Source organism: Solitalea koreensis (assembly GCF_900182575.1).
In the GTDB taxonomy this organism is placed as follows: domain Bacteria; phylum Bacteroidota; class Bacteroidia; order Sphingobacteriales; family Sphingobacteriaceae; genus Solitalea; species Solitalea koreensis.
Genome location: NZ_FXSZ01000001.1, coordinates 105,932 through 122,911 on the forward strand (window position 1 = coordinate 105,932; position 16,980 = coordinate 122,911).

General features: G+C 38.1%; 15 protein-coding genes and 1 tRNA gene. 7 read left to right on the forward strand and 9 right to left on the reverse strand.

Translation table 11 applies throughout. The annotated features are described in order from the left end of the window. Positions 1-27 precede the first annotated feature (27 nt). The 5 genes from lepB to FN756_RS00480 form a co-directional block, all read right to left on the reverse strand. On the reverse strand, positions 28-1,140 hold the full coding sequence (gene lepB / locus FN756_RS00460) for a signal peptidase I (protein ID WP_142600546.1): 1,113 nt from the start codon (positions 1,138-1,140) through the stop codon (positions 28-30). Between the two features lie 53 nt (positions 1,141-1,193). Continuing rightward, on the reverse strand, positions 1,194-1,934 hold the full coding sequence (gene dapB, locus FN756_RS00465) for a 4-hydroxy-tetrahydrodipicolinate reductase (RefSeq protein WP_142600548.1): 741 nt from the start codon (positions 1,932-1,934) through the stop codon (positions 1,194-1,196). Positions 1,935-2,042: 108 nt separating this feature from the next. Then, a complete protein-coding gene (locus FN756_RS00470; RefSeq protein WP_142600550.1) occupies positions 2,043-2,738 on the reverse strand; it encodes a DUF5683 domain-containing protein in 696 nt (231 codons plus the stop codon). After that, complete coding sequence (locus tag FN756_RS00475; protein ID WP_142600552.1) at positions 2,731-3,636, reverse strand: ParB/RepB/Spo0J family partition protein; 906 nt, start codon at positions 3,634-3,636, stop codon at positions 2,731-2,733. Before FN756_RS00475 ends, FN756_RS00470 begins: the two co-directional genes overlap by 8 nt. 129 nt (positions 3,637-3,765) lie before the next feature. After that, positions 3,766-4,569, reverse strand: coding sequence for a ParA family protein (locus FN756_RS00480; RefSeq protein ID WP_142600553.1), 804 nt, complete (start codon positions 4,567-4,569; stop codon positions 3,766-3,768). Positions 4,570-4,731: 162 nt separating this feature from the next. Between FN756_RS00480 and FN756_RS00485 the strand changes: the two genes are divergently transcribed. After that, on the forward strand, positions 4,732-5,253 hold the full coding sequence (locus FN756_RS00485; protein WP_142600554.1) for an NADPH-dependent FMN reductase: 522 nt from the start codon (positions 4,732-4,734) through the stop codon (positions 5,251-5,253). 71 nt (positions 5,254-5,324) lie between these two features. On the opposite strand, the gene FN756_RS00490 is transcribed toward FN756_RS00485, so the two are convergent. Beyond that, positions 5,325-5,831 carry a substrate-binding domain-containing protein gene (locus FN756_RS00490; protein ID WP_142600555.1) on the reverse strand — a complete coding sequence of 169 codons (507 nt, stop codon included), beginning with the start codon at positions 5,829-5,831 and terminating at the stop codon, positions 5,325-5,327. 81 nt (positions 5,832-5,912) lie between these two features. Between FN756_RS00490 and FN756_RS00495 the strand changes: the two genes are divergently transcribed. Further along, a complete protein-coding gene (locus tag FN756_RS00495; protein ID WP_142600556.1) occupies positions 5,913-7,556 on the forward strand; it encodes an ABC transporter substrate-binding protein in 1,644 nt (547 codons plus the stop codon). Positions 7,557-7,771: 215 nt separating this feature from the next. Here FN756_RS00495 and FN756_RS00500 read toward each other — a convergent pair whose 3' ends face one another. From FN756_RS00500 to FN756_RS00510, 3 genes are all read right to left on the reverse strand, one after another. Beyond that, the gene (locus FN756_RS00500) at positions 7,772-10,249 is read right to left on the reverse strand and encodes a TonB-dependent receptor domain-containing protein (protein WP_185955137.1); all 2,478 of its coding nucleotides are present in this window, start codon (positions 10,247-10,249) and stop codon (positions 7,772-7,774) included. 113 nt (positions 10,250-10,362) lie between these two features. Further along, positions 10,363-11,190, reverse strand: a complete 828-nt coding sequence (locus FN756_RS00505; protein WP_142600558.1) for a hypothetical protein — start codon at positions 11,188-11,190, stop codon at positions 10,363-10,365. Positions 11,191-11,386: 196 nt separating this feature from the next. Further along, positions 11,387-12,175, reverse strand: coding sequence for a hypothetical protein (locus FN756_RS00510; RefSeq protein ID WP_142600559.1), 789 nt, complete (start codon positions 12,173-12,175; stop codon positions 11,387-11,389). Between the two features lie 200 nt (positions 12,176-12,375). On the opposite strand from FN756_RS00510, the gene FN756_RS00515 reads away from it, so the two are divergent. From FN756_RS00515 to FN756_RS00535, 5 genes are all read left to right on the forward strand, one after another. Next, complete coding sequence (locus FN756_RS00515; RefSeq protein ID WP_142600560.1) at positions 12,376-14,280, forward strand: ABC-F family ATP-binding cassette domain-containing protein; 1,905 nt, start codon at positions 12,376-12,378, stop codon at positions 14,278-14,280. Positions 14,281-14,372: 92 nt separating this feature from the next. Further along, positions 14,373-14,445, forward strand: a tRNA-Lys gene (locus FN756_RS00520). Positions 14,446-14,908: 463 nt separating this feature from the next. Continuing rightward, complete coding sequence (locus FN756_RS00525) at positions 14,909-15,742, forward strand: ABC transporter ATP-binding protein (protein ID WP_142600561.1); 834 nt, start codon at positions 14,909-14,911, stop codon at positions 15,740-15,742. A 4-nt stretch (positions 15,743-15,746) separates the two neighbouring features. Then, entirely contained in the window at positions 15,747-16,595 is an 849-nt protein-coding gene (locus FN756_RS00530) for a hypothetical protein (RefSeq protein ID WP_185955138.1), read from the forward strand. An 11-nt stretch (positions 16,596-16,606) separates the two neighbouring features. Then, positions 16,607-16,978, forward strand: coding sequence for a GntR family transcriptional regulator (locus FN756_RS00535; protein WP_142600563.1), 372 nt, complete (start codon positions 16,607-16,609; stop codon positions 16,976-16,978). Positions 16,979-16,980: the final 2 nt, after the last annotated feature.

Sequence of the window (16,980 nt, forward strand, 5' to 3'; positions counted from 1 at the left end):
GATATGAGTTTGAAGTAATTACTTCAATTAATTAATTCCATTTAACAAGCGGCTCCAGCGAATTTTACTAAAGAGTCCTCCGTCTTTATTCCAGCTCATCCAGATAAAGATGGCTTTACCCACCACGTGATCTTCCGGCACAAAACCCCAAAAGCGTGAATCGGCTGAGTTATGACGATTATCACCCATCATGAAGTAATAATTCATTTTGAAGGTGTATGAATCAGTTTTCTTTCCATTAATGTAAATACCTGTGGCATCTTCCTTCAGTACATTCTTTTCATAAAACTCAATGCAACGGCGGTACAATGGTAAATTTTGAGCAGTCAGTTTAATCGTAGCCCCTTTTGCCGGCACCCATAATGGACCAAAATTATCCACATTCCATTTATATTGTGGATCCTGAGGATAAATTGACGGATCGGCTATACTATCAGGAACCGATAGTTTTTGAATGCTCTTAACATTCGCAAAGTTTTTTATCTTCTCGTAATTATCAGTAGTTAAAGTAAGGAAAAACTGGTTATCCTGGTATTTCTCCATTTCAACACCCATCTCCTGCAAAGTTTTGCGATTAAAATCAGTACCATTGGTAATTACATTGTACTGCATTTGTCCTTTATCACGAGGAGGAACAACGTTGCCGTTCACAAACACTTCACTGTTCACGAGCTTAATGGTATCACCCGCAATGGCAATACAACGTTTAATGTAGTTCTCCCGTTTATCAACCGGTCTTGGCAATCCTGTGGAAGGATCAACATCCAATGGATAATTAAACACGACAACATCACCACGCTTAATATCCTGAAAGCCCGGTAAACGGTGGTATCCTAATTCCACTGCATCAGAATAGGCTTTCATACCCATGATCGAATGATGTGCAAAAGGAAAAGCTAAAGGCGTCATTGGCGTACGCGGACCATAATTCAATTTGCTGACAAAAAGAAAGTCGCCGACCATCAATGATTTCTCCATCGAAGGAGTAGGAATCGTGTACGCTTCAATAAAAAAAGTACGAATTAAGGTGGCTGCAATTACTGCGAATAAAACTGCATCGAACCATTCACGAGAAGCTGATTTTTTGGCTTTCGTCGCTTGTGGTTTTGTTTTTTCTTTCGTTGAAAAATTCAGGTTCATATTGAATGTCTTAAAACCAAGTATAGATTAATTGTAAATTCGTAGCATTCCGTTTAAAATGACAACATATCTTTCATCGTAAACACACCTTTACGGCTGACAATCCATTCAGCTGCTACTACGGCACCTGTGGCAAAACCTTTCCGATTAAATGCTGTATGCTTTAGATCGATACGATCGATATCGGAAATATAACTTACCGTATGCGTTCCGGGTATACCTTCTTCGCGTAGCGCTTCAATCAACAGACCATCAGGTGTATTAATTGGCTTTTCTTCCGTTCCGTCGTTTAACCAACCCTGCCATTTTGTTTTACGTTGCAGATTATCAATTATTCCTTCCGCTAACGTTATAGCAGTTCCGCTTGGATGATCCAATTTCTGAAGGTGATGAATCTCTTCCATCACAACATCATACTCGGCAAATCCGTTCATTATTTTAGCCAGTAACTGATTAATGTAAAATGTAATATTTACACCAATACTGAAATTGGTTGCATGGAATAATGAATGATTCTCCGTATTACATTTCGTTTTTACATCCTCGAAATGCTCGTACCAACCGGTAGTTCCAACAACAATTGGAGTACCGGCCTGAAAACAAAGTTCAATATTTCCCAATACGGTCTTGGGGGTACTGAATTCAATAGCAACATCGGCCCTTTTCAAGTTTTCAACCGTAAGCTGATCAAGATTTGTCTCATCGATTTTGAGCACAATAGTATGCCCACGTTGCAAAGCGATTTGTTCGATCTCTTTGCCCATCTTTCCGTATCCAAGTAATGCAATATTCACACTAAACAAGTTAAAGGTTAGTTAAAGGATAACGTTTTTCAAACGCCCTCCTTTTTAATTTTATTATTAGTAGCGAGGCCAAGGCAATTGTTACAATTGGCCAGGTATTTATTTCAAAGTAAATTTAAGACTCACTCCTACGTAGTAGTTATTAGGTACCGAGGAGCCATAAGCCAATTGTGTAGGCTGAACCGTTGGCGCAATTTTCATGGCAAGGTCATCGCTCACATCAAAATTAGAAAGTTCAGCATCAACATAGGCATCAATAATTTGAACACCATAAAATGCGATCATCCCAATGATACTCAAATCACGATAGCGTTTGTAATAATCTTTTGCGGAAATGATTTGCTCGGTACTAGCATTTTGATATTGAGGATAGAGATATGGATTTCCTGCCGTTCTGTATTTATATTCTCTTAAAAACTCCTGATAATAATTTTGATTGAAATTAATTGCATAACCGATGGCAACGAATCCGCCGTACACAATTGGAAGTTTCCAATACTTTTTATTATAGATCTGTCCTAAACCAGGGAATATTGCAGCTCGGTACAGCGCCAAATCCGATTCGCGTTTAACCTTTACCTTTTTCTTCCCCAATGAATCCATCTTAACTTCATTTACCAGGGGAGCATTGGCACCAATTGAATCGGGTTTTGATTTCTTTAGTGAATCTACTTTTTGTGCAAAGCCTTCATTAGAAGCAATAAATAAAAATAACGCTACCGTTAAGCAGCGTATTATTAAACAATTAGCTAGTTTCTTATTTCCAACAGAACTCAATACGAACAATTTAGCCAATGATTTCGAGGATGCGATTTAAATCATTATTAGAAAGCACAGGAATTTCAATTCGTCCTTTCCCCTTTTCGTCAATACGTAAGGCTACTCTTGTTCCAAATTTTGAAGATAAGCCGTCTTCCACCCTTTTTACATGAGGATTGGCCGTATTCACCTGCTTAGGTTCAACAGGCTCAGGTTTCTTTCCTAATTCACGAACCAGCTCCTCCACCTTACGAACAGAAAGATCTTTTTCAAGAATTTGACGGTAGATCCAGAGTTGCTTATCAATGTCTCCCACGTTAATGATAGCGCGGGCATGGCCCATTGAAATATGGTTATCACGTATGCCTGCCTGAATTACCGGTGGCAGTTTTAACAAACGCAAGTAATTGGTTACAGTTGATCGGTTTTTACTCACACGTTCACCCAACTCTTCTTGTTTCAAACCAACCTCATCAACCATACGCTGAAAACTGATCGCAATTTCTATTGCATTCAGATCTTCGCGTTGAATGTTTTCGATAAGACCCATTTCCAGCATTTCCTGGTCATTGGCCAATCGTATGTATGCAGGAACTTCAGTTAGACCGGCAATTTTAGAAGCACGTAAACGACGTTCACCTGAAATTAACTGGAAACTTTTATCTCCCATCTTACGCACAGTAAGCGGCTGAATAATTCCTTGTAATTTTATCGATTCAGCAAGTTCACCTAATGCCAATTCATCAAAATCAGTACGGGGTTGAAACGGGTTTACCTCTATTTGATCAACCTGGATGAATGACACCGAGCCAATTGCTGCAGTTTCAACTTTTTGTTGAGGGGCAACCAACTCAGGCTTTGAAACAGTGGTATCATTCTCTGCCAATAAGGCTCCTAGCCCTTTCCCCAATGCACTTTTTTTAATAACACTCATTCTCTTTACATTTAACGGTCCATACCGTTTTTATTAAACTTATTTAAATATCTAAATCCTAACACCTAAACCTTAATGAAAAAATATCATTGCAGATTTAAGAATTAGGATCCCGATTTTCTGTACTTCTTAAACGGCAGCAGTGCGCTCCGTTACAACTTCTTTGGTTAAGCCATTTTTTTTGAGCACCTCACGAGCAAGATTAATGTAGTTAATCGCCCCTTTACTGGTTGCATCATGCATAATAGCCGAAACTCCAAAACTTGGCGCTTCACTTAATTTGGTATTACGAGCAATGATAGTGTCAAATACTAAATCCTGGAAATGGGTTTTCACCTCTTCTACCACCTGGTTTGACAAACGTAAACGTACATCATACATGGTAAGCAAAATACCTTCAATTTGAAGATTGGTATTCAAACGGGTTTGAACAATTTTGATTGTATTCAATAACTTACCCAAACCTTCCAATGCAAAATACTCACATTGAACCGGAACAATTACAGAATCAGCTGCTGTTAACGCATTAATGGTGATCAAACCTAATGAAGGTGAGCAATCGATAATAATGAAATCATATTGATCACGAATGGCCTCCAATACTTTTTTCATTCTGAACTCGCGCTCGTCCATGTTAATCATCTCGATCTCGGCACCAACCAAGTCAATATGAGCAGGCAGCAAATCCAAATTAGGGGTGGAGGTATTTATGATTGCATCCTTAGCGTCAATATCATTGATGATACATTCATAAACGCTTGATTTGATGCTGCGAGGGTCAAATCCGGTACCTGAAGTACTGTTGGCCTGCGGATCAGCATCGACAAGCAGGGTTTTATAGTCAAGAACGGCTAAACTAGCCGCTAAATTAATAGCCGACGTTGTTTTTCCTACTCCGCCCTTTTGATTGGCAAGCGCAATAATCTTACTCATGTATCTAAAATATTGGTCTGTAACTGTTTAATTCTATTGAGTTGGCTAACAGAGGGGCAATTTATATTTTTTCATAGCTTTGCCCAGCTTTTTAGAGCGCTTAAAGATACAACTTCTTTGAACAAAATTATTAACGAACTGTTAGTCCCTAAAAATCATCATATGACCACCATCGTATCAAGCACTAATCGTAACGATAGCAATTCACTCGTTTTAGCCAAATACTACCAGAAACTGCTGGCAGAAAAAGGATTGGAAGCCAATATTCTTTGCCTGACACAACTTCCCGAGATGCTTATCTCTTCTGATTTATACGGAAAACGTAGCCCACAGTTTCAAAAAATTCAAGATGTGGTTACGGCTACTCAAAAATTCTTATTTATCATCCCTGAATACAACGGAAGCTTTCCCGGAATCTTAAAACTTTTTATTGATTGCTGTAAATTCCCTGAGAGTTTCAAAGACAAAAAAGCTGCATTAGTCGGGATTTCTGATGGAAAATATGGCAACATTCGCGGCATTGAACACTTTACCGGCATTTGTCATTACATTGGTTTACAGGTAATGTCAACGAAACTGCATATACCGGCAATCGGAAAAGATTTAGACGAAAACGGCAACCCTACCGACGAAAGCACCATAAAATTTGTGAATGACCAGTGTGATAAGTTTATAAAATTCTAGATTACACCATTATAAGTATGATTACACCGATTTGATTCGGTGTAATCATACAATAGTCAGTAGAATCAATTCTATATATTAAATTTCACCCAACCACTACCCTCGAATCCGAAATGAAATTGTTTTGGATTTATAATTTCGGCCATCAATTCAAGGTGATCAACTAAAGTTTCTCCTTTGGCGTTGTAAAACGTTGTACCATTAGCGAGGTATACTTTATCGCCTTTCGTGGCATACAAATTCATGAAATATGAATTGGAGAATAAATCTCCAATAAGAGCAAGGTGCTGTTCAATGGTTTTACCCGGCAATGCAATCACCACAATTTCAGGATCAGAAAGCGCCAGTTCTTCCCAAGTGGTTTCCCCTGAAACCTCAGTCAGCTTGCCTCCTGCCAAGTCAATCATTTCTGCATTTAAACCGGCTAGTTTCAATGGCTCCAATTGCTCAACAATCGCAACCAGAGGTTTATCGGTAACGTATTTTAATTTATGTTGAATGATATCGATTCGGGTTTCCAACTCCTCTTTTTGATCGGCTGAAATATCTTCTCCCAACAAATATGATAGATTTTGCATAACTGAAGTCATATTTACATTATCTTGCAAAGGTAAAACGCGGGCGAAGATTTTAGATATAATTAACAGATTTATTTCAGCATGATCCTTTTCAGATTAAAAAAAAATTCTTTCATCATACTTTTAGTTTTTTGTGCTTTACTCTCAGCTTGTACTCACACCGAAGACACCTCCAATAAAAAAGTCTTTAACCTAAATTTTGACCAAGGCGTAAAATCGCTTGACCCGGCTTTCGCACGCGACCAGATGAACATATGGTGTGTCAACCAATTATTTAATGGCTTATTGCAGTTAAGTGACAGCCTTATTGCAGTACCAGCAATTGCGAAAAGCTATACCATTTCACCTGACGGATTACAATATACATTTGTACTTCGAAATGATGTTTATTTTCATGACGATGAATTATTTCAGGGAGGAAAAGGTCGAAAAGTAGTAGCCAATGATTTTGTGTACAGCTTCAATCGCCTTATCGACCGCAAAGTAGCCTCATCAGGTGCATGGATTTTTAATGATAAAATTAAAGACAGCACAGCATTCAAAGCACTGAATGACACTACATTTTGCATTACGCTCACAAAACCTTTTCCTGCATTTCCCAGCCTGCTAACAGCACAGTACTGTTCGGTGGTACCGCATGAGGTTACAGAACATTATGGCAAAGAGTTCCGAAATCATCCGGTCGGAACCGGCCCTTTCAAGTTCAAGTACTGGAAAGAAGGAGAAATCATGATCTTTCTGAAAAATGAAAATTACTGGGAGAAAAACGGGAACGACCGGCTGCCTTATCTCGATGCTGTGAAAGTATCATTCATAGCCGACAAACAAACCGCTTTTATGGAATTTATAAAGCACAACATCGACTTTTTTAACAGCCTAGATGGAAGCTATAGAAATGATGTTTTAACAAAAACCGGCAAGTTACAAGAAAAATATCAAGGCAAATTTCAGTTAATCAAAGGGCCTTATTTAAATACGGAATACTTAGGAATGTTGGTGGATAGCAATATGGCCATTGTAAAGAACAGTCCGTTTAAGTATAAAAAATTCCGTCAGGCCATTAATTATGCTATTGATCGAAATAAAATGGTAAAATACCTGCGCAATGGAGTAGGCACACCTTCTGCTCAGGGCTTTATACCAAAAGGCATGCCTGGTTTTGATGCAGAAAAAATCAAGGGGTATAGTTATAATCCTGAAAAGGCAAAAAAACTACTAGCTGAACTGGGTTATCCGGGTGGGGTAGGGCTACCGGAAATTACGCTAAACACCGTTAACTCCTATCGTGATTTGATCGAGTTTGTTCAAGGAGAACTCAACAATGTTGGCATTCGCTGTAAGGTAGAGTTACAACCCGGCGCAAGTCTGCGTGAGCTGATATCTAAAAATGGGGTGAACTTTTTCAGAGGCTCATGGATTGCCGATTATCCGGATGCTGAGAATTATCTTTCCGTATTTTACTCAAAGAATTATGTTCCAATAGGACCAAATTACACCAGTTTTAAAAGCAAAAAGTTTGACGAGCTGTTTGAACGCTCGTACTATGAAACCAATGATTCATTGCGCTATAAATTATACCAACAAATGGATAACCTGGTAATGGAAGAATCGCCGGTTATAATTTTATTTTATGATCAGTTGGTAAATATGTACCAGAACAATATTAGCGGCTATACGGTCAACCCTCTTAATCTTCTCAATCTAAAAAAAATAAAAAAGAATTAATTTGGATTACTAATAACATTCTCATCACCGAATTTTCCTATATACAAAACCCGCATGAGCAGTAAGCTCACAAACGGCCATTAAAGTAAAATTAGCGGGTTCTTGATGGCCTATTAAAAACAAAACATTTTCAGAAAAAAGTCCCGGCGAATTACTTAACCGGGACTTTTTTAATCTAACAGCTTACACTGAAGAGTCTTGTGGGCAATCATTTATTATTGCCCTTGTGCGTCACTTTCTTGTTTAAGGTCGTCGTTCTGAATACCTTTTTTCTTACCGACAGAGCGACTGCGTTGCTGCTGCTGACGGAAATCCATTTTACCAAATTGGTAACTAAAGGTCACACCCAATGAACGAAATGGCACCGAGGTTTGACTATATTGGTTAAATCCGTTTCCACTAATGCTGCTTATAAATTCACGATCCTTATTAAATGGATTGGATAAGTTAAGACCTAAACTTCCGCGTTTCCCCAAAACATCTTTCTTAAAGCCTACGTTAAACATTGAGAATGAAGGATTTTTACCTTGAATAGTTCTTTTAGGCGAGTTAAACATTCCGAACATTTCAACCACAAAATCTTTAGGTAAGTTCCAGGAAGCATTCAAGTTCATGTTATATAATATACTGGTATTGCTATATAAAGTGGTCACTCTTGAATCGGCCGCATTGTAGGTATAAACATTCGCATTTCCGCGCAGGGTAACTTTTTGGCCTACCTGAACCGAACCAAAAAGGTTAACTCCTACTGAAGAACTTTTTGAAATGTTTGCATAAGAGATTGCAGATCTGATACTATCCAACGGCACAACAATACTCTCAATTACATCGCTGGTATTACGATAATACACTGAAGCATTTAGTGAAGTTCGTCCAAAGAACTTTGAATACCCTAATTCGAAAGAATTGGTTTTCTCCGGCAGAAGATTAGGATTACCAAATGAACTGTTTAAAGGATCACTTGTGTCAATAAAAGGATTCAAATAGCGTAAACTAGGGCGCTGAATACGTTTTGTATAACTAACTTTCAAGGATGAAAAATCAGCGAAATTTTTAGCCAGAGTTAAGCTTGGAATAAAGTTATTGTAGCTGTTACTATTGTTGCTTATCATACTTGACTGCGAATTGCTTCTAATTTCAGTACGTTCCAAACGACCTCCAATTTTCAGCGCATAACCCTTATTAAATGTAAATCCTAGAACAGAGTATCCGGCATATACATTTTGAGTATAATCAAATGCGTTTGCAAAACCACTTAACGGCAGAAAATCACCCTCCGCAAGTTTATATTCATAACTGTAATCACTTGTAGCATCACGTAAAATCGTTTTACCCCCTATTTCTAACAGAATTTTGTTAGAAACGGGCTGAGCATAATCACCCTGAAAAGTAATTTCATGGCTTTTGCCTGCATTATAACTACGAATAGTGCTATCGAGCGGTTGGGAGATACCTAAAAAATGATTACTAAAGTCTGTATTGTCTTCATCATTACTTAATTGAAAACTGAAACTAAGTTCCTGCTGAGGCTTTTTAAACGTTTTGCGATAATCAGTAGACCAATCCAAACCCGCCCGGTTACTATTATTTGTAGAACTATTATAAGACTGAGATAACAAACCTTCGTAATTAGTGGAATAAGAAGCAAGTAATGAAGCATCGTTAGTTGACAGCCTACGGTTAACCTTAACACTACTACTCAGTGAATTGGTTTTATTGATGTCATAATCCACCCCAAAGTTCATGTTACCTCCGTTTCTTCCCCTCGAATTAACGCCATTTTGACTAGTTATACGCGTTGTATCGTTTGAAAATTGATTTTTCAAAAACGTTTTCGAACCATCTTGCGGATAAAAATACATACCGCCGAAACCTGCATTGAAACCGAATTTCCCGGTACGATAGCTTAGTGAACCATTTCCTCTATTGGTACGTGTACCTACTGTACCGCTAATATTTCCGCTTACTCCTGCAATGTTTGTTTTTTTAGTAACAATATTAATAATGCCTGAAGTACCTTCTGCATCATATTTGGCCGATGGACTTGTGATCACCTCCACATTTTTTATTTCGTTAGAAGGGATCATTTTCATTGCATCTGCAACATTATTATTTACAAGGGACGAAGGTTTTCCATTAATAAGAATTTTAACATTTCCACTTCCACGCAGTTCCACATTACCGTCTATGTCCACACTAACCATGGGCACCTTTCGTAATACATCTCCGGCATCTCCTCCTTTTGAGGTAACATCCTTTTCTGCATTATAAACCAGCTTATCAATTTTATTCTCAACCAGCTCTCTTTGCCCCACAACAGTAACTTCGTCCAGTACCTTTCCTGAAGACGCCAAAAAAATCTTACCTAATTTGACAACATTATTTTGATCAGAAATAGTGATTTTCTTTGTAGCAGTAGTTTTATAACCAATAAAAGTTACAATCAGCCTGTAATCACCATTACCAATGCCGGTAAGTTTAAAATTACCCTTCTCATCAGAAATGCTCCCATTTACCGATTTTGAATCAGTCCATTTTTCTAATGCCACCGTGGCAAAATCAACAGGCTGCTTAGATAGCGAGTCAATAATAACACCTGAAATCTTTCCATCCCCTTTTTGAATGCTCAGCCCTTGGGCTTTTGCAAAAACAACTGCCATACAAAGCAGCACTATTAAATAGACTTTTTTCATTAATAAATTTGTCATTTTGATCTGGTTCGACGCCAAATATACCCAAGAGTTTAGCCCTTCATTGTAAAAAACTTGTTATAACATTGTTTTTCATCAACCTTAAACCAAAAGAACTAACCTGCCGCCAATTTTAATTTAAAATCAAACTTTATTGGCTTTGCAATATCTTCAAAATTAGAATATTGCCCTCCATTCATACCTCCGCCATGCATACCACCTCCTCGCATTCCACCACCATGAATGCCGCCACCTTGCATTCCTCCTCCTGATCTACCCTTTCCCATCATTAAGGGTTCTTCTTTTTCAGAGTGTTCCGGCCTTGATAAGCCTTCAATTTCAACTCCCATAGTTAAAGGCTTTCCATTTTTAAGAGCTACTTGATAATTCTTGTAAAATGTATTAAATGGAAGTGTTAATTCATAAACCAAGGCATTATCTTGATCAATATTCATTTTTACATTTACACCATATTGGTTGTTAATCGGCAATTCACCTCCTTCTATAAGTTTAAAGCCATTCAACACCATTTCATTTTGTTCGGCAAGCAGTTTTTGTAACATGGCATGACCTCTTTCGCCAGATTTACCGGGCCTCATCACCGATTCATTCAACCTAACAGGATAATTAAGCGTTACTTCTTTTTCTTTTTTACCAATGGTATCAATCCATATTGTAGCTCCTGACGACAACATTTTCATTTGTGTTTGCTTATCGGTGATTTTCATAACCATGTACAATTTTTCATTGTCATTGGATATTCCATACTGAATTCCTCCTTTTTCCGTAGCATAACGAAGAGGTAGCTCCCTCTCATCTGTTTTTCCATCCACTGTAATGGGCTTTGTTGTGTAAGAACTGGAAATTGTTGATGTTGATGAGCATGCAGCTATTAAAGCAGAAAGCACTATCAGGACAGCCAGTCCTGTTGGTTTTGTTTTCATTACTAAGAGTTAGTTTTTTAGTTGAACAATAAGAATTAGTTTTCGATCATTTGGGTTAGGCCTGATCATTGAGCTAAACTATTGCATTGTTAAAAGCACAACAGTAAAACTCCGTTCAACCGGATTAGTATTTGAGGGATATTTTTTAAGAAATAAATTAAAGTTAAAAACGAGAACGTTAATTTTAACTTCCTGATTATTTTTTAGTTGTAGCCAATTTTACGTTTAGCTCAAACTTAATGTTATCTTTCATTTGCTGTGCCGCATCGGTTTGATTTGGGCCTCCCTGACCATAGGATCCTGCTCCGCCGCCGCCATACATTCCGCCACGTTGAGACATTCTTTTGTAGATATCCTCCTGAGCATTAAGTGGTTTCAAGCCATCAACTTCCACATAAAAACCTAAAGATGTAGGCATCACACCATTTTTACTGAAAGCCTTAAACGGTATAGATGCTTCATAAATCAATGATTCATCGTCATCAAAACTAATTGCAACTTTTACGTCTGTACTATCAAGTGCGAAAACTCCATTATGACCTTCATTAAAACCTGTTAGCCGCAAGTGTTTTAAACTCATAATAAAACCTTCCAAATTTTTAGCCGGAGGCCGCACGCCCGGACGCAGTTGAGCTTTAGCCATTAGACTATCGATATTTTTTTGCGGCAAAGGAAACTGAATATAAGTAGTTCTGCTTTTTGTCAACTCCGGATCCAAGTACAGCTTCATTCCATTCAATAAAACTTTAGCCTGCGATAAGCGATCAAAAGAGCGAAAAACGATGTTGACTCTTTCTTTATCATTTGACACCGCATAGTGAAAGCGCCCATTTTTACTTTCGGGCTCCACGTCGAATTGCCAGTCGTTGATTCTACCATCAGCTACCATGCCTGTACGGTATTGACTTTGAAACAATGATTTTGAGCAAGATACTAAGACAGAGAGCGAAGAGCCGAGAATTGCAACGATGATTAGTTTCTTCATTAGGATGTGGATTAGAATACTTTCTATTACGCTTTAACCTTACAAAAATTGTCCCAATTTAATTGTTTTAACAATATTTATAGACTAAAAACGCAAATAGTGCTGCAATGTTTCCATAAACAGACCTAGACTACTAAATACGGCAAAGAGCACCGCTACTCGTTCAAATTGCCTAACTTCGCAATCTCAAAAAACAAACAATGAACTTTCTTTCAGCAGAAAATATAACCAAATCACTTGGTTTACGTGTTTTATTCAGCAACCTTACTTTTGGAATTAATCAAGGGCAAAAGGTAGCCTTAATCGCTAAAAACGGTACCGGAAAAACTACTTTACTTAAAATTTTGGCGGGCAAAGACAGTTGCGACGCAGGTGTAGTTTCGGTTCGAAAAAACATAAAGATCGCCTTTCTGGATCAGGAACCGGATTTGCCGATGAATAAAACCATTTTCGATGCAGTTTACGATGCAGAAAATCCGCTACTACAAACCATCATGAACTATGAGCTGGCCTTGGAACATCCGGAAGATTCCAAAAAACTGCAAAAAGCGATGGATCAGATGGAAGCCATGCATGCTTGGGACTACGAACAGCGCATCCATCAAATTCTGGGACAGCTGAAAATTTACGATTTGCATCAGGAAATGGCTTCACTTTCAGGTGGACAGAAAAAAAGAGTAGCCATGGCGATGGCCCTGGTTCAAAACCCTGATTTGTTAATCATGGATGAGCCGACCAATCATCTTGATTTCGACATGATTGAGTGGCTGGAAGAATACCTGGAAACAGAGAAAATGACCTTGCTCATGGTTACTCACGATCGTTATTTCCTTGACCGCGTGTGCAATCAAATCCTGGAACTAGACAACGGAACGCTTTATTCTTATACAGGGAATTACAGTTATTTCCTGGAAAAGAAAGCAGAGCGCGAGCTTACCATAGCAGCAACAATTGACAAGGCAAAAAATCTCTTCAATCGTGAGTTAGAGTGGATGCGTCGTCAGCCAAAAGCGCGGGGAACGAAATCAAAAGCACGTATCGACTCCTTTTATGAAACAGAAAAAATCGCTTCACAGCGACTGGAAGACAAAAAGGTGCAGCTCGATATACAAATGAGCCGTTTGGGTGGCAAGATCATTGAGCTTCATCACCTGAAAAAAAGCTTCGGAGAGAAGAAGATGGTCAAGGATTTCAGTTACACCTTTAAACGAAACGAGCGTATTGGCATTGTAGGCGTAAACGGTGCCGGGAAATCGACCTTTTTGAAATTGCTTACCGGTGATTTACAACCCGATGGCGGCAAAATTGTAACCGGAGAAACCATCGTTTTCGGCTATTATAATCAGGACGGCATGAAAATGCCTGAAGATAAACGCGTAATTGAAGTGGTTAAAGATATCGCGGAATTCATTCCGATGACAAAAGGAAAAACGCTTACTGCGGCCGGATTGTTAGAACGGTTCCTGTTTTCAGGCGATCAGCAATACACGTACGTGTCCAAACTTTCGGGAGGTGAACGCCGCCGGTTGTACCTGTGTACCCTCCTGATGAAAAACCCGAACTTCTTGATTCTGGATGAGCCCACCAACGACCTTGACATTGTAACTCTGCAAGTACTCGAAGACTTTTTAGAAGAATTTCCGGGCTGTTTACTCATCGTTTCGCACGATCGTTACTTCATGGATAAACTTACCCAGCATCTTTTCATTTTTGAAGGCGACGGAGTGATTACAGATTTTAATGGCAATTACAGCGAATACCGCGAGTATATGCTCTTGAAAGAAGAAAGCAAAAAAGCAGAAGGCAAAAAGCAAAAGGAGGAAGTTGAAAAGCCGAAAACCGAAGGTCAGAAAAAAGAGGAAACGGTTAACGTTAATACTGCTGCTACCAAAGCCCGCAAAATGACGTTCAAAGAAAAACAGGAGTTTGAGAGCATAGAAAAAGAAATGGCTCAATTAGAACTGCGCAAAACAGAAATCACTGCTCTATTTGAAAATCCTTCTGCAACAGATGATCTTCAAAAATTATCTCAGGAAATGGAAGTAATTGTTAAAAAACTGGAAGATAAAGAATTACGCTGGTTGGAATTGAGTGAACTGGTTTAAAAAAATTAAGCCTGTAGTATTTAGTCGCTAAATCTATCCATCGAGCTTGTTTTAGTACATAAAATTCATATATTGAGTCAAAATGTATTAAAGACTTCGTAGCTCAGTTGGTAGAGCAGCTGACTCTTAATCAGCGGGCCGAGGGTTCGAGCCCCTCCGAGGTCACAAGTAACGTCATTTATAGTATTATAAATGGCGTTTTTTATTGTGTGGAATATGATATGGTATATTAAGATTCGTATGTAAAATAAACTGTGTCAATCTACCTAGTTGTTATGTTGAGGTGTTGGAATGTGGTAAACTCTTTTCGAGTTTACATATTTCAACACCCTTTCTTGTTTACCTTCGATGGTCTTGGGGGTGTAGATCAGCATGCAAACCGTGCAATTTAAACCCCAAATTAGAGCCACTTTTAACCACCACGACAGACAAACTATAAACCTAAATCAAGCAACAGGTTAACTATCGTAGTAGATATCATTTCGCAATAATTCATTCCTCTTCACCCTTTTTATTTATACAATTATACAATCATGCACTTACTTTTATTTAAAACATTTTGGAAATTAAGGAGCAATGTTTTATAATTGTAGTGCACTAGTTAACTATAACACTAAATCAATTATCTATGTTAAATATTAATCACTTAAAATTTGGGTATAAACCCAAAAAGACATTGTTTGAGAACGTAAACCTGCATTTATCGGCTGGTCACATTTATGGCTTGTTGGGCAAAAACGGAGCAGGTAAATCCTCATTATTAAGAATGATGTGCGGATTATTATTTCCTAAAGAGGGAACCATAGAAGCCATGGGATTCATGCCTATGCAGCGCAAACCCAGTTTTTTGCAACAGGTGTATTTCGTTCCTGAAGAGGTTGAACTACCGCATTTACAGATTAAGCAATTTGTTAAAGTGAACGGTGCTTTTTATCCGGCGTTCAATGTTGAGCAATTCACTTTACTGTTAACCGAATTTGAAGTAAACATCGACTCCCACATCAAAGACCTTTCCTACGGGCAGCAAAAAAAGGTGGTAATAGCCTTTGCAATTGCTACCAATGCACGTTTACTTCTATTGGATGAACCTACCAACGGACTTGATATTCCTTCGAAAGCACAGCTCAGGAAAGTGTTGGCCGGCCATATAAATGAAGATAGTTGCATAATCATATCCACGCATCAAATCAGGGATTTAGACAGCCTCATTGATTCCATAATTATTTTGGATAACGGTGAAATAATTTTAAATGAAAGCACCGATAGAATTACCGAAAAACTGGCTTTTAAAGTATTAAACCAGGAAACAGCAGCCCCGATTCTGTACGCCGAACCTTCATTGGCCGGACAGTTAACTGTTTTGGAAAACGTTAATAACGAAGCCAGCAAGCTCGACATTGAACTCTTGTTTAATGCCGCTACCGTAAACAAACCTGAACTTTTAAGAATATTTAACAACTAAAACCATGAACAACACTTTTAGCTTTTACCGACTGAAACTATTGTTTCAAAAAGACTGGGCCGAGAACAGGAATATATACTTATTGTCGACTCCTGCGATTGCGGTTATAATCACATTGCTTTATTTATTGATAGGCGATTATAAAGAAGATCTACGCATAGCTTTGATGTATGCCAAAAGAGGCTTACCTGACCAATATGAAATGGTGTATCAAAGGACACGTTATAAAAATGAAGCAATATACAGTATTGGTTTATTTGTAACATTCTCACTAAATGCTATTTTAAGAGTTAATAAGTTGGCTAATAAAAAAACACTTGTGGAGTTTTTGCTTCTGCCTTCCTCCGCCGCTGAAAAACTCGCATTGCACTGGATCTGGTCATTCCCCGTTCTATTTGTTGTATATACTTCAGTCTTCCAAATGATTGATCACGGATTTATAACACATTATTTAGAAAGAGCGGAGGAAGCTAAAGCGTTTTACTTAGCGAAAAGTCTTAGTTATTTGAATTTAACTCATTGCCTTAAAAAAAATGAAGAGTTTTTCGGGTGGTTGTTGGTAATATATTCTTCTTTTCTTATTTGGCCGTTCGCTTTTAAAAAATATGCCATTATTAAAGGGTTAATTACGATTCCTGTGATTGGCTTTATGCTTTACACATTTAGTTTCCATTTAATGCAGCGTGCATTCCCTTATTTAAAATCAGTTTCCCTAAGTGGCCTATACTTTTCTGTTAGTGGATTTGAATTATCACAGAATCAAAAGCTATTTATGGGAACACTCCTATTTGGACTTGTGCCTATACTTATTTGGATAGTTAATTGGTATAAAATCAAAGAAAAACAAGTTTAAACGCTACTCTTATGCAATTCAGAGAACAACAGGCTATTTACCTTCAAATTGTAGACTATGCATGCGAGCAAGTTCTACTGGGGAAATGGATGCCATCGCTACGAATTCCATCCGTTAGAGAATTAGCTGTTACACTTGAAGTAAACCCTAATACGATTATGCGGGCGTATGAAATTTTACAGGACGAAGGTATTTGCAGCAACAAACGTGGCGTTGGTTTTTTTACCGATGCGGATGCCATGGAAAAAGTAAAAAACTATAAGCGCAAGCAGTTTATTGAAAACGAACTGCCCCTACTCTTTAAAAGCATGTATCTGTTGAATATTTCATTTGACGAAATACAAGAACGTTATCAAACCTATACATCCACCTTAAATGCTTAAAA